The following is a 13767-nucleotide window of genomic DNA, read 5'->3' as shown; positions in this document are numbered from 1 at the left end:
TTTCGGTGATTCGTCGCCGTCCCAGTTCCGGCGTGGTGTCGGAGACCGGACGGATGGATGACAGATGGATCCGCCCGACGAACGACTGAACGACGGTGTGAATCCGTAATCGTCAGGAGTCCCGCGGAGTCACGCGATGACACGCCGCGACGTGGCCGTCACCCGCGTCGGTCGATTGCGGCGTTTCGCGCTCGCACGGCGACGGGAACGCGCTCTCGACGATTTCGTTCGCGCGGTCGTGGTCGCCGTTGGCGAGCGCGTCCGTCGCCGAGCGAACGGCCTCGCTCGCGTCCGACGGCAAGGCCTCCGGATCGCCCGGAAGCAGTTGCGCCACGAGATACGACGCCACGCTCGAATCGTCCGTCCCGCGTCCCTCGGCTTCGAGGCGCGTTCGCGCGGCGTCGGGGTCGAGTTCGCCCGACAGCACGCGGTTTCTGAACGCGAAGGCCGCGCGGAACTCCTCGTCGCTGCCGGACCACCCCTCGGGCGGAATCACCATCGGACAGCGCGTGTGGAACCGACACCCGGACGGCGGGTTCAGCGGCGACGGGACCGATCCTTCGAGGATGATTCGCTCGTCGCGGTCCGCCGGGTCGATGCGGGGCACCGCCGACAGGAGCGATTTCGTGTAGGGATGCTGTGGATTCTCGTAGAGTTCGTCCACGGGTGCGGTCTCCACGATTCGACCGAGGTACATCACGGCGACCCGGTCCGCGACGTGGCGCACGACCGAGAGGTTGTGCGCGATGAAGACGAGCGACAGACCGAGGTCGTCCTGCAACTCCTCCAAGAGGTTGAGGATTTGGGCCTGCACGGACACGTCCAACGCCGAGACGGGTTCGTCCGCGATTATCAATTCGGGTTCCAGCGCGAGCGCGCGGGCGATGCCGACGCGTTGTTGCTGTCCGCCCGAGAACTGGTTCGGGTAGCGTTCGATGTGTCCGGCCTTCAACCCGACGCGGCGGAGGAGGTCCTTCGTCCGCTCCAGTCTGTCCTCGTCGCTGTCGCCGATCCCGTGGACCTCCATCGGCGTGGTGATGATTTCCCCGACCGTCTGGCGCGGGTTCAGCGACGCCAAGGGGTCCTGAAATATCATCTGTAGGTCGCGCCGGTACGGCCGCATCTCCTGCTGTGAGAGGTCGGCGAGGTTCGTCCCGCGGTACTCAACGGCCCCGTCGGTCGCATCGTGGAGGTTGAGAATCGTCCGCCCGAGCGTCGATTTGCCACAGCCGGACTCGCCGACGATGGCGAGCGTCTCGCCCTTTCGAACCGTCAGGTCGACGCCGTCGACGGCGCGGACGCTGGCCGTCTCGCCGACGAGTCTGTCGAGGACGCCCCCCGACTGGTCGAAGTGCTTTTTCAGGCCGCGAACGGCGAGCAACGGTTCGGCGTCGGACGTCTCGTCGGTTCTCGGCATCTGCGTGCTCATAGTCGTTCCTCCATCGGGCCGCGACGCAGACACGCCGCGACGTGGCCGTTCGAGTCGAACTGCTCGTCCGCGCCGACCGGTCTGAAGTCGGGGTCGATTTCGTAACACTCCCGCGTGGCCTCGGGACAGCGCGGCGCGAAGTGGCACGCGAAGGGAATGTCGATGAGGTCGGGGACGTTCCCGTCTATCGGTGCGAGGCTGTCCGTCGGCGCGTCGAGACGCGGCGTGCTGGCGATGAGTCCCTGCGTGTAGGGGTGTTGCGGGTCGCGGAACAGTTCGTCCGCGTCGGCCCGCTCCACGATTTTTCCGGCGTACATCACGTTCACGCGGTCGCACACCTCGGACACGACCGCGAGGTCGTGCGTGATGAGCAGAATCGACGTGTCGAAGGCGTCCTTCAACTCCCGGAGTTCGTCGAGAATCTGGGCCTGAATCGTCACGTCCAGCGCCGTCGTCGGTTCGTCCGCGATGAGCAGGTCCGGTTCCGCGGCCAGCGCCATGGCTATCATCGCCCGCTGACGCATGCCGCCGGAGAACTCGTGCGGATAGTCGCTCGCCCGCGTCTCCGGTTCGGGAATCTCGACGCTTTCGAGCATCTCGATGGCCTTCCGCCACGCCGGCCCGTTCTTCGAGGACCCGATCAGTTTGCGCTTGAGTTCCGCCGGGAGGCTGACCGACTCGCCGACTGGTTGGTGGAGTCGGACCATCTCGGCGACCTGTTCGCCGACGGTGAGCGTCGGGTTGAGGCTGTTCATGGGGTCCTGAAACACCATGGAAATCGTCCCGCCGCGAATCTCCCGGCGTTCGGACTCCGGCATGTCGAGCAACGACTCGCCGTGAAGCCGGATGTCGCCCGCCGCGATTTCGCCGGGTTCCTCGACGATTCCCATGATGCTCTCGGCGAGCACGCTCTTGCCCGACCCGCTTTCGCCGACGAGACCGAGTATTTCGCCGGATTCGATGCGGAGGTCCACCTCGTTCACCGCGTCCACCGTCCCTCTCGGGGTTGGGAAGCGGGTGTGCAGTCCGTCGACTTCGAGGACGGTCATCGGCTCTCGACCTCCCCGTCGCTCACGTCGAAGATGTCGCGCAGGCCGTCGCCGAGCATGTTGAACGCGAGGACGGTCAGCATGATGGCGAGGCCGGGCACGACGCTTATCCACCACGCTTCGCCGATGAACTGCCGCCCGTCCGAGAGCAACAGCCCCCACGTCGGCGTCGTCGGCTTGACGCCCAATCCGAGGAAGGACAGTCCCGCTTCGGCGAGAATCGCGAGCGGAATCATCAGCGTCGACTGCACGATGAGCGGCGCGACGGCGTTGGGCAGGATTTCCCGCGTCATGATGCGCCTGTCGGTCATGCCGATGGCGCGGGCCGCCATGACGTACTCCTCCTCGCGGAGCGACAGCACTTCACCCCGAACGAGTCTGGCGAAGTCGTCGATGTACGCGATACCGATGGCGATGACGACGTTCGTGATACCCAACCCGCCGGAGATGGCGATGATGCCGACTCCGAGGATGAGTTCGGGAAACGCCCACTGGAAGTCGATGTAGCGCATCAGCACGCTATCGACCCAGCCGCCGTAAAATCCGGCGAGGAGACCGATTGACGTGCCGAGCGTGAACGCGACGGCGACCGTCGAGAGGGCCACGAGCAGCGACACCCGCGCGCCGTAGATGATGCGCGAGAGGATGTCGTGGCCGAACGAGTCAGTCCCGAGCGGGTGCCACACGGTCTCGGTTCCGGGCGCGTCGTCGTAGTTGCCGACCGAGTGGGAGTTTGGCCCTTTCATGAAGCCGAACGTGGCCTCGGGGTCGTGCGGCGCGACGAACGGTGCGAACACCGCGACGAGGACGAACAGGACGACGACGACGGCACCGAACAGCGCCATCTTGTCGGCCAGTATGCCCTCGACGAGACGCTGGCGCGTCGATTTGTGTTCCTCGTAGTGTTCCTCCTCCCGATACTCCGGCGGAACGTCGATGGGACCCGAATCCGCGGAAGCGTTGGGTTCGTTGGCGGCGTTGTGGCCGACGTTCGAATCGGTGTGTTCCGTCATTGATTTCCTCCGTATCCGATACGCGGGTCGATGACGGTGTACACGAGGTCCACCGCGAGATTCGTGAACACCATCACCGCGGCGACGATGAGGATGACCGCCTGCGTCACCGGATAGTTCCGGTCGAGCATCGAATCGACGAGGAGTCTGCCGAGTCCCTGAATGCCGAAGACGAGTTCGACCGTGACGCTGCCGACGAGGACCAGCGCGAGTTGAATTCCCGCGACGGTGATGACGGGAATGAGCGCGTTCTGAAGCGCGTGTTTGAACAACATCACGCGCCCGCTGACGCCCTTCGCGCGGGCGGTTCGCATGTACGGTTCGTTCAGCACCTCCAGTAACGACGAGCGCATCATCCGCATGACGACGGCGGCGTACGGCAGGCCGACGGCGATTCCGGGGAGGAGAACGCTCTCCAACCACGGGCGGATGCCCTCGCTGGGCGGCGTGTAGCCGAAGACGGGAAGCAGATTCAACCAGACGCCGAACACCAGCGCGAGGAGGATGCCGACGAAGAAGGCGGGCATGGAAACGCCGAGGAACGCCGTCACCGTCGCGAGGTAGTCCATCGGTTCACCCTTGCGCGTCGCGCTGAGGATGCCCGTCGGTACGGCGACGCCGAGACCGATGATGATGGCGAGAATCGCGATGGAGAGCGTCTTCGGTGCGGCCTGTGAAACCAACGTCGAAACCGGCTGGCCCGTACTGAGGCTCTGGCCGAACTGCAGGGTGAGCATCTCCTTCAACCAGTCGAGGTACTGGACGTACAACGGCTGGTTCAGGCCGAGTTTCGCTCGGAGTGCCGCGACCGCTTTCGGCGTCGCTTCCTGTCCGAGCATGGTCCGAACAGGACCGCCCGGAATCAGGCGCAGGCCGAAGAACACCGTGGTCGCCACCAACCACATGATGAACGCGGCGTGTGCGACCCGCTTGACGACGTACCGGCGCATCTATTCCTCGACCCACGCGGTGTGGAAGTTACGCATGAAGGGGATGTGGACGAAGCCCTTCAGGTTCGAGCGTTTCGCCGCGATGTCGTTCTGGTGCATCAGGTAGGCGTGCGGGACCTGCTTGATGAGGTGGTCTTCGAGTTCCTGCAGGAGTTTCTTGCGCTCCTCCCGGTCGAGCGCTTTCCGCTGTTCGGCGAGCAAGTTGTGGGCCTTGTCGTCCTCGAAGTTCACCCAGTTCCACACGCCTCCGTCGTCGGGTTTGCGGTAGAAGTTCCAGAGCGACTGGTCGGGGTCCGGGTCGCCGACGCTGCCGCTGATGGTCGTGTCGTAGTTGCCCTTCTCGTAGCGTTCCCAGTAGGACGAACTCGTCACTTGTTCGATGCTCACGTCGAACCCGGCCTTGTTCAGCTGCTGGCGCATCGCCTTCGCGCCGCGGAGGCTGCTTTCGGTCGTCAGGATGGAAAAGGACGCTCCTTCGGCACCCGCCTCCTTTATGAGCTGTTTGCCCGCTTCCGGGTCGTACTGCTGGTCGGTGGGCTTGTCGTCGCGCCAGACCCAGTTCGTCGCCTTGTTGATGGGACCCGTGTCGGGAAGCGCGTTGCCGAAGTAGGCCGCGTCCACGTAGGCCTGATTGTCGATGGATTTGGCGATACCCATGCGGGCTTTCTTCGAGTCGAACGGCTTCCGGCGCTCGTTCATGGCAAATCCGTACCAGTTGATGCCGGGGGCTTCCAGTTTCGCCACGCCGCTCGCCGACTCGACCTTCTTCACGTTCTGGAGCGGCACGAGGTTCGCGAAGTCGATGTCGCCGCTCCGGAGCGCGTTCACGAGCGTCGCGGGTTCCGGAATCGGCTTGATGTCGATGCCGTCCAAGTACGGGAGCGGGTTTCCGTCGCTGTCCGTTTCGAAGTAGTCCTCGAACGCGTCGAGCGTGATGCCGGAGCCGATTTCGTGTTTCGTGACCTCGAACGGACCCGTTCCGACCGGCGTCACCTTGTACTGATCCGCACCCATCTTCTCGATGGCTTCCTTGTTGACGATGGTCGCCGCGCGTCCCGGCCCGCGCGTGAGGTAAACGAGGGCGGGTGCCATCGGCTCCTCGAAGTTGAGTTCGACCGTGTGGTCGTCCTTGACCACGACGCCGCCGTCGTCCACCGGCTTGAGCGACCCGAGTTTCGAGGCGGCGGGGGCCTCCTCCGAAATCGTCCGGTTGATGGTGTATTTCACGTCCTCGGCGGTGAAGTCCGAGCCGTTGTGGAACTTCACGCCCGTGCGCAAATTGAACGTGATCTTTTTGCCGCCGTTGGTGACTTCCCAGTCCTCGGCGAGGTCGCCGCGGATGGTCAGGTCCTTTTTGAGCGTGACGAGGCCGTTGAACACGTTCGCGGCGACTTGGAAGTACTGTCCGACGCTGATGTACGGCGGGTCGAGCACGTCGATGCTGCCGGTGAACCATCCGGCCGTCAACCGACCGCCGCGCTGGTCGTTCGACGGGACTTCTGTCGTTTCGTCGCCGCCGTTATCCCCGCTTCCGCCGTCTCCGCCGTTGTCACCGTCACCGCTGTCGCCGTTGTCGTCGCCCCCGCCGGTGCAACCGGCCAAGCCGGTGATGCCTGCCGCACCGAGGAGTTTCACGGTCGTCCGACGGTCGATAACCGGCCCGCTGAGGGCTTCGTCCGAAATTTTGCCACTGTTTCCCATGGTAGTATGGTACAGAGAAACAGGCCCCTTCGTTGTATACCCGGATAGATTCGGTTGGGCAAAAACCGACGGGGAAAATGATAGAATCATCCGATGTTTGATTCAGAAGAGTAACTAGATTGGATACAAAGGTTAAACACGTTCGGTTTCCTCGATTACAGGTATGCGAGAAGTGACGCTTCGGGTACGTCATCACGACGAGCCGGAAAGCGACATCAGCGCCGACTATCCGGCGATAACGATTCGCTCCGTCTCCTCGATGACCGGAAGCGCCGCCGAACGGAAGCGCATCATCGAGATAACCGGCCCGAAAGCGTCGATTACGGGTTTTCTCGACGAGTTCGAAGCCGCCTCAGCGGTACTGGAAATAGACGTATTGACGCCGCTCGACGTCCCGCGGGTCCTCGTCGCCGTCACCATCGACAGCTACCAGTGGGACAGTATCGCCCAACGACTGACCGACCTCGGCGTTCACTACCGAACCGGGGCGACGATAAATGCGGGGTGGGAGCGATGGACGTTGTACCTGTCCGACGACGACGACCTGAACGACATCGTCACGTCGCTCGAACGCGCCGGGAACGAAACCGACCTCGTTCGAAACGTCGAACTCGGAACGGTCGCCGAACAGGAACAGTTGGAGTTCTCGCGCGTCGTCCACGAACTCACGGGGCGACAGCGCGAAGTGCTCGGGACGGCCATCGACCTCGGCTACTACCGCCCGAAGAAGGAGACCAGCATCGAGGACATCGCGGATACGGTCGGTATCGCGTCCACGACGGCGTGGGAACACCTCGCTCGCGCCGAGCGAAAGGTGATGGAAGAGGTCGGCAAACACGTGAACTCAGACCCGTTTTGAGGAGGGGCCGCGAAGCGTGAGCAGGACGCCGAGGAGCGACGCGCTTCCCGCGAACCCCGCGAGGACGAAAAACAGCGTCGTTGGGGAGTAGTACTGGAGCACGTAGCCGGCGATGGCCGCGCCGAGCGCCCCGACTCCGAACACGCCGAGGTAGGTGTAGCCGTAGGAAAGCCCGCGAGCGTCGGGCGGCGTGAACTCGGCGACGGTGGCCTGATACAGCGGTTGCACCGCGAACAGCCAGAACCCGAGGAGGAAGCTGACGACGAGAATGGGGACGAGTCCGGCGTTCGCGGCGGGAACGAACACGAGAGCGATACCGGCGAGTGTAGCGAACGCTACGGCGATTGCGGCGGTGTTCTCCACGCGGTCGGTGAGTTTGCCGCCCACGAATTGTCCGACCATGCCGACGGTGAGGAGTCCGGCGTAGAGGTAGCGCGCCGGTTCGAGCGACTTCCCGGCGACGTCGACGGGTGCGAACAGCGGAAGTCCGGAGAGCAGGTCGGGGAGGAAGGTCAACACGCCGCGGTAGTACAGTCCGGAGAGCATGACGACGAAGAAGACGGCGACGAACCACCCGGAGAAGAGCGACCGGGAGGCGGCGAGGAGTTCCGAAATCGAGGCGAGACCGCCGTCCGTGCGGGCGGTTCGTTCCTCTTTTTCACCCTGTTCCGCCAGTTCCTCGTCCACCGCGGCCGTCTCGTCGATGGAAGTCCGAACGGCGACCACGGCGGCGAGGAGCGCGGGGACCGCGAGAACGACGACGACGAGACGCCACCCGAAGACGAGCAGGAGGAGCGCCGTCGCCAGCGGGCCGAACGCGATGCCGACATTTCCGGCGATGCCGTGGTAGGCGAAGGCGGTCCCCTGCTCCTCGGGGTCGATGCCGGTGCTGAGCAGGGAGAGACCGGAAGGATGGTAGACGCTCGCCGCCGTTCCCCAGAGCAGGAGCGCGATCGTGATGACGGGAATGGACGGAGCGAAGGAGAGGAGGAGAAACGACCCACCCATCCCGAGCAGACACGCGACGATGAGTCGTCGGGAGCCGTAGCTGTCCGAAAGGACGCCGCCGGGCAACGCACCGACGCCGAACAGTGCGTAGCCGAGCGAGAGGACGACGCCGAGGGTGGCCTTCGACGCGCCGAACTCCGCTAGCCACACCGGAATGAGGATGGGGAGTGAGAGTTCGTAGGTGTGAACCATCCCGTGTGCGAGCATGGTGAGTCCGAGGATGGTTCGGTCGTTTCGCTTCACTGGAAACGCTTTCGCCGGTCTCGTGCATAAACCGTCGCCCGATTCGATTCGGGCATCCATCGATTTCCGGCAGCAACCGCGAAAGGAGCGGTTGAACTATGGACCTATTCGAACCAGATCCTCGATGAAGGGCCTCATCTCGGTGTCACCGCACCGGACCGTTCCGCTTCTCGCGTCGTATTCGATGAGACCGAAATCCCCCAGTTTCGGAAGGTCGATATGGTGGAGGGTCGCTTCGATAGAAGTTCGGCGGAGCTCCTCTTCCCCCCCGTTTTCCTCCCGCATCGTGAGATGGTCGACGAGTTCCTCGAACGGAAACACCTCGTCGTCCGTGTCGGTCATATAGAGCCACAGCCGCCGCCGCCGTGCGCTGCTGAAAAGGTCGAACATCTCGTCTATCGTCTTCGAATCCGTGTTCACGTTCATCGTTCACTTTTCGGTTCGGTTTGATAACTAATCTGCACAAATATTCATAGTCTTTTTAACCCTGGGTTGCGAATTGTTAGCAGCTAGCAGAAGACATCGATTCCATCATCGGAATCGGGAGTGATCGACATGATAATCGTAGAATTTCGGCTCGATTACCCAATCCTCCGGGAAGCGTTGGGCGTCGTCCCCGAAATGGAGATCACGTGGGAACAGTCGGATCGGACGGCAGAAGGGCGGCATCAGATACTCTTTTGGGCGGAGAACGGCGATTTCGATGCCTTCGAAGGCGGCCTCGAATCGGACCCGACCGTCGCAACCTCGGAAGAGGCCATCGAAATCAGCGACCAACGGTTGTACCGCGTCGAATTGAAGGATGAAGGGCAACGAGCGAGCATCTACCCGGTTCTGCTCGACGAGGCGAGCGTCCTTCGACACGTCACCGCGACGCACCGCGGGTGGGAGTTCCGCGTGGCGTTTCCCACCAAAGAAGGGTTTAGTCGCTTTTGTGAGCACTGTCGGTCCCACGAAATCGGGATCGTGCTCCACCGGTTCTACGAGGAGCGCGGGAGTCTGGACACCCCGCAGTTCGGCCTGACCGATCCGCAGCGGGAAACGCTGGTTACGGCCGTCGACTGCGGCTATCTGGAGATTCCGCGGGAAAACTCGCTCGCGGAACTGAGCGATCAGTTCGACATCTCCGAAACGGCGGCGTCTGAGCGCTTCCGTCGCGGCGTGAAGACGCTCATCGAGTGTACGGTGTATCCGGACGACGAGCGAACGTAGTCCCCGCCAACCTATCGGTGCGGAAATCCGAATTCGTGCCCGAATCGAGATATTGCATCTTCGACCGTGATAATCGACAGAACCAAGGGACGAGAGGGGGTGGCTTCCAGTGATATGACAGGCGTTGACGACAGCGAGGGGGAGACGACGAGCGAGGCGCTGGTTTCGGTCCTCGAATCGCTGGGCGTGGAGTACGTGTTCGGTTATCCGGGCGGGCGCGTCATCGAACTCCTCGACGACCTCCCGGAATCGAGCGTGGACGTGGTTCGCCCGCGCGACGAACGCGAGGGGAGCGTGATGGCCGAGATGTACGGCCGTCTCCACGGCAAACCCGCGGTGCTGGCCGGACAAGGACCGTGGATAGGGAGCCTCGGCGTCATCGGCCAGATGGAGGCGCGACTCGCCTCCTCGCCGATGGTCGTCCTGACCGAGGCGAGCGAGCGCGGCGACTACTCGACGCTCGCCCCGTACCAGCAGTCGCGCGGCGACTACGGCGGCCTCTCGCTCCCGAAGATTCTGGACGGCGTGACCAAGGAACACTGGTTCCCTCGGACGCCGACCGAAACCGTACGAAGCGTCCAACTGGCGTTCAAACACTCCACGGCGGGGCGGCCGGGACCGACCGCCGTCATCCTCGACGGGAGCGCGATAACGGAGACGGTCCCCGAAAATCCGATGCCGTCCGTGTGGGACAGCGAGGATCAGGTCCGAAACTGGGATTCCAAACCGACCGACCGGGACGTGACCGCGTCGGTCGATGCGCTCGAATCCGCGGAGCGCCCCGTCATCGTCGCCGGAAACGGCGTTCACTCGGCGGGCGCATACGACGAGCTTCGGGCGGCCGCGGAAGCCTACGACTCCGTCGTGACGACTTCCTACCTCGGTAAATCCACGATTCCCGAGACGCACGACCTCGCGGCGGGCGTCATCGGCTCGTTCGGTCACGAAGGGGCGAATCAAGTTGTCAGCGAAGCCGACACCCTGCTCGTCGTTGGATGCCGGATGAACCCGATGGACACAAACTGGCAGGCACCCTCGTTCATCCGTCCGGACGAACAGACCATAATTCACGCCGACATCGATACCCGCAACGCCGGATGGGTGTACCCCGCCGACGTGGGACTCATCGGCGACGCGAAGGAGAGCCTTCGGGCGCTTTCGGACGCCGGAAACGCCAACAACGACTGGGCACGCGAACGGGCCGAAACCGCCCGCGAGTCGTTTTTCACCGAGAAATGCGAGAGCGACGCCTCGCCCATCAAACCCCAACGCGCGGTCAAGGAAATCGAGGCGATGGTGGACGAGGACACCATCGTCACGGCCGACTCGGGCAACAACCGCTTCTGGTTGCTGAACTACCTCCAGACGCCCGCCATCCGAACCTACTTCGGGTCGGGTGGCGTCGGCGGGATGGGGTGGTCCGCACCCGCCGCCGTCAGCGCCGCCATCACTACGGACAAGGACGTTATCGGCGTCGCGGGCGACGGCGGCTTTACGATGACCATGACCAGCGTCGAAATCGCCGTCGAGAACGGCGTCGCCCCGACGTTCGTTGTGTTGAACGACGCCAGTCTCGGCATGGTTCGCCAGATGCAAGAGGAGGACGGCGACATCGCGGGCGTCGAGTTCCACGACACCGACTTCGTGAAAGTCGCCGAGGGCTTCGGCGCGGACGGAACGCGAGCCACGACGCCCGATGAACTCGCTGACGCGCTTCGAGCGGGGAAGGAGAGCGACGTTCCCTTCGTCATCGACGCGCGAATCGACCGCGACGAGGATATGGCAGAACAGTTGGCGTCGTCGTTCTACGCCGAAACGGGCGGACTACACGAGTAACTCGATTCGAACCCGGTCACGAAAAAACAGGAAGAAAGCCTTTTCCTGTCGCCACGAGATGCCAAATCATGGCGCAAAGCGAGACGGTGCTCGTCACTGGCGGGACAGGCTTCATCGGGTCGTACACGGCGAAGGAACTGCTCGACCACGGCCACGACGTGGTCGCCTACGACCTCTCGACGGATACGCGCATCTTGGAAAAACTCGGCATCGCGGACGACGTCGAGGTTCGACGGGGCGACATCACCGACTCGACGGACGTGTACCGCGCGATTCGTGAGACGGGAACCACGCGAATCGTTCACCTCGCCGCCCTCCTCACGACGACGGCGCGCGAGAACCCGCGCCTCGCCATCGACGTGAACGTTCGCGGCACGAACACCATCTTCGAGGCGGCGCGCACGTTCTCCGACCAAGTGGAACGCGTGGCGTGGGCGTCCAGCGCGGCCGTGTTCGCCCCGCCTGCGAACTACGACGATGGCTGGGTGACGGAGGACGACCTCGTGTACCCCGACACGCTCTACGGCGCGAGCAAGGAGTTCAACGAACATCAGGCGAAGGTGTACTTCGAGGACCACGACCTGTCGCACGTCGCGCTCCGACCGACCGTCGCCTACGGTCCGTACCGCGAAACCGGCGGTTCGGCGTTCCTCGCGAACATCATCGAAAAGCCCGCGCTCGGCGAACCGTTCAGCGTCGAGTACGGCGACCAAGTCATCGACTGGCAGCACGTGGAGGACATCGCACAGGCGTTCCGTTTGGCGGCGTTCACGCCCGACGAGGAACTGAACCAGCGCGTCTACAACGTCCGGGGCACCGTGGCGACGATTCGGGAAGCCGCCGAAACGGTCGAGAAAATCATGCCCGACGCCGACCTCGAAGTCTCCGACGAGGGCGAACTCCCGTGGACCCAGAAGCTCGACATGACCGCGATTCAGGAGGATTTGAGCTACGAACCGCGCTACGACTTGGAGAGCGGGTTCCGCTCGTACATCAACGTGCTCCGGGAGGAGAACGGGTTGGAGACGGTCTGAGAGGACAATCGGACGTCGGTCTGGACGGAGGAATTGGACGACGATGTGAAAGGAATCGGACGATGGAACTGCTTTTGGCGACACCTTCCAATCACTTCTCAATGCTCGGCATCGAGATGGGGTGGCGACGACTGCTCTTTGCCAACTGGCCGGTCGAACCGGAAATCGTGGAGAGAGGACTTCCAGAGGGGCTTCAGGTCGATACGTACGACGGGAAGGCGTGGCTCAGCGTCGTCCCTTTCACCAACGTCGCGGTGCGTCCGCGGGGACTGCCCGCCAGCGTCGGGGTGGACCTCCCCGAACTCAACCTCCGAACCTACGTCATGGTGCCGGGGGAGGACCGCCCCGCCGTGTTCTTCTACAGCCTCGAAGCGGACGGCCCGCTGTCCGTTCTCGCCGCCCGGCTCGCCTTCGGATTGCCGTACTACAACGCGAACATCGAAATGGCCGAACGGGACGGAACGGTTCGCTTTCGAAGCCGTCGCGCCCATCCCGGCGACCAACCGCTGCGGTTCGACGCGCGCTACGAACCGACCGACGGGCGACTCGACGCCGACCCCGACTCGCTGGCCGCGTTCCTCACCGAGCGCTATCGGTTCTACGTCGGCGGGAGGGATGGGAAAATCGGGTACGCGAACGTGGACCACGACGTGTGGTCGCTTCGTCCGGCAACGGTCAACTTCGGCGAAAACGAGATTTTCCGCGCGAACAACTTCGCCCACCCGGATGGGGACCCGGTCTGTTACTACAGCCCCGGCGTGGACATCGTGTCGTCCCGTCGGAAGTGGCTCTGAATCCGATTCCGTCGAATCACTGCGTCTGGCTGTACTTCTCCACCCACTCCTGTAACGTGATTCCCATCGCGGACTGCGTGATGGCGTTCGAACTCGCCGAGTTCGCGCTCTTGACGAGTTCGGCTTCCAGCGTGCGCGTCGGAACCTCGCCGAGGAAGTGGGGAATCGCGCGCTGGACCGAAATCGGACAGCCCACCTCGTGGGCTAACGCGTATCCCGACAGGGAGTGGGGGATTTCCTCCGTGGCGTACGTCGGGTCGGGGTCGAGCAACTGGTCGTCCTCGGCGAAATCCACGTACTCGTAACACTTGCCGACGTCGTGGAGCAGACACGCGGCGATGATTGTATCCTCGTCCGGGTCGGCACCGTGGAACTCGCGCTGTTCTTCGGCCGAGCGCATGGCGATACGCGTCACGCCGCGAACGTGCTCCACGTTGGTCTTCTCGTGGATGTTCCACGCGTAGGGGATATCCTCGATGTCCTTCCATCCACCGCGTTCGAGGGCCAACACCCACGCCTCGACGACTTTCTCGCGCAACCCGTCGCTCTCGATGGACTGGAGTTCGGGATAGGCGGCCTCGACCTGCTCGCGGTAATCCGGCGTGCTCATGCGGGGTGGATTTGGTTCGCGGGAACGTA

At 63.5% G+C, this 13767-nt stretch carries 13 protein-coding genes; 5 read left to right on the top strand and 8 right to left on the bottom strand.

What is annotated here, in order from left to right:
* Positions 1–112 precede the first annotated feature (112 nt).
* Genes ACGYLY_RS14125 through ACGYLY_RS14105 form a run of 5 tightly spaced genes read right to left on the bottom strand, consistent with a single transcriptional unit; the run spans position 113 to position 6142 of the window.
* A complete protein-coding gene (locus tag ACGYLY_RS14125) occupies positions 113–1429 on the bottom strand; it encodes an ABC transporter ATP-binding protein (RefSeq protein WP_395280959.1) in 1317 nt (438 codons plus the stop codon).
* Positions 1426–2478 carry an ABC transporter ATP-binding protein gene (locus ACGYLY_RS14120; protein ID WP_395280960.1) on the bottom strand — a complete coding sequence of 351 codons (1053 nt, stop codon included), beginning with the start codon at positions 2476–2478 and terminating at the stop codon, positions 1426–1428. Before ACGYLY_RS14120 ends, ACGYLY_RS14125 begins: the two co-directional genes overlap by 4 nt.
* Positions 2475–3491, bottom strand: a complete 1017-nt coding sequence (locus tag ACGYLY_RS14115) for an ABC transporter permease (protein WP_395280961.1) — start codon at positions 3489–3491, stop codon at positions 2475–2477. The genes ACGYLY_RS14120 and ACGYLY_RS14115 overlap by 4 nt, the downstream gene beginning before the upstream one ends.
* Positions 3488–4441 carry an ABC transporter permease gene (locus tag ACGYLY_RS14110; RefSeq protein ID WP_395280962.1) on the bottom strand — a complete coding sequence of 318 codons (954 nt, stop codon included), beginning with the start codon at positions 4439–4441 and terminating at the stop codon, positions 3488–3490. The genes ACGYLY_RS14115 and ACGYLY_RS14110 overlap by 4 nt, the downstream gene beginning before the upstream one ends.
* The gene (locus ACGYLY_RS14105) at positions 4442–6142 is read right to left on the bottom strand and encodes an ABC transporter substrate-binding protein (RefSeq protein ID WP_395280963.1); all 1701 of its coding nucleotides are present in this window, start codon (positions 6140–6142) and stop codon (positions 4442–4444) included.
* Positions 6143–6305: 163 nt separating this feature from the next.
* On the opposite strand from ACGYLY_RS14105, the gene ACGYLY_RS14100 reads away from it, so the two are divergent.
* The gene (locus ACGYLY_RS14100) at positions 6306–7001 is read left to right on the top strand and encodes a helix-turn-helix domain-containing protein (protein ID WP_395280964.1); all 696 of its coding nucleotides are present in this window, start codon (positions 6306–6308) and stop codon (positions 6999–7001) included.
* On the opposite strand, the gene ACGYLY_RS14095 is transcribed toward ACGYLY_RS14100, so the two are convergent.
* Both ACGYLY_RS14095 and ACGYLY_RS14090 read right to left on the bottom strand, forming a co-directional pair.
* Positions 6987–8252 carry an MFS transporter gene (locus ACGYLY_RS14095; RefSeq protein ID WP_395280965.1) on the bottom strand — a complete coding sequence of 422 codons (1266 nt, stop codon included), beginning with the start codon at positions 8250–8252 and terminating at the stop codon, positions 6987–6989. The two genes, ACGYLY_RS14100 and ACGYLY_RS14095, sit on opposite strands and share 15 nt — an antisense overlap.
* A 96-nt stretch (positions 8253–8348) precedes the next feature.
* Positions 8349–8594, bottom strand: a complete 246-nt coding sequence (locus tag ACGYLY_RS14090; RefSeq protein WP_395291155.1) for a hypothetical protein — start codon at positions 8592–8594, stop codon at positions 8349–8351.
* Between the two features lie 213 nt (positions 8595–8807).
* On the opposite strand from ACGYLY_RS14090, the gene ACGYLY_RS14085 reads away from it, so the two are divergent.
* The 4 genes from ACGYLY_RS14085 (at position 8808) to ACGYLY_RS14070 (ending at position 13128) form a co-directional block, all read left to right on the top strand.
* Entirely contained in the window at positions 8808–9464 is a 657-nt protein-coding gene (locus tag ACGYLY_RS14085) for a helix-turn-helix domain-containing protein (RefSeq protein ID WP_395280968.1), read from the top strand.
* Positions 9465–9578: 114 nt separating this feature from the next.
* Positions 9579–11300 carry a thiamine pyrophosphate-binding protein gene (locus tag ACGYLY_RS14080; protein WP_395280970.1) on the top strand — a complete coding sequence of 574 codons (1722 nt, stop codon included), beginning with the start codon at positions 9579–9581 and terminating at the stop codon, positions 11298–11300.
* 68 nt (positions 11301–11368) lie between these two features.
* A complete protein-coding gene (locus tag ACGYLY_RS14075; protein WP_395280971.1) occupies positions 11369–12334 on the top strand; it encodes an NAD-dependent epimerase/dehydratase family protein in 966 nt (321 codons plus the stop codon).
* A gap of 101 nt (positions 12335–12435) precedes the next feature.
* Positions 12436–13128, top strand: a complete 693-nt coding sequence (locus ACGYLY_RS14070) for a YqjF family protein (protein WP_395280972.1) — start codon at positions 12436–12438, stop codon at positions 13126–13128.
* Positions 13129–13144: 16 nt separating this feature from the next.
* On the opposite strand, the gene ACGYLY_RS14065 is transcribed toward ACGYLY_RS14070, so the two are convergent.
* The gene (locus ACGYLY_RS14065; protein WP_395280973.1) at positions 13145–13738 is read right to left on the bottom strand and encodes an HD domain-containing protein; all 594 of its coding nucleotides are present in this window, start codon (positions 13736–13738) and stop codon (positions 13145–13147) included.
* Positions 13739–13767 lie beyond the last annotated feature (29 nt).

The sequence above is a fragment of the Haladaptatus sp. CMAA 1909 genome (assembly GCF_043952005.1).
Taxonomy (GTDB): domain Archaea; phylum Halobacteriota; class Halobacteria; order Halobacteriales; family Haladaptataceae; genus Haladaptatus.
Note: the sequence above shows the minus strand (reverse complement) of the source record. Positions and strands in the feature narration are given on the sequence as shown.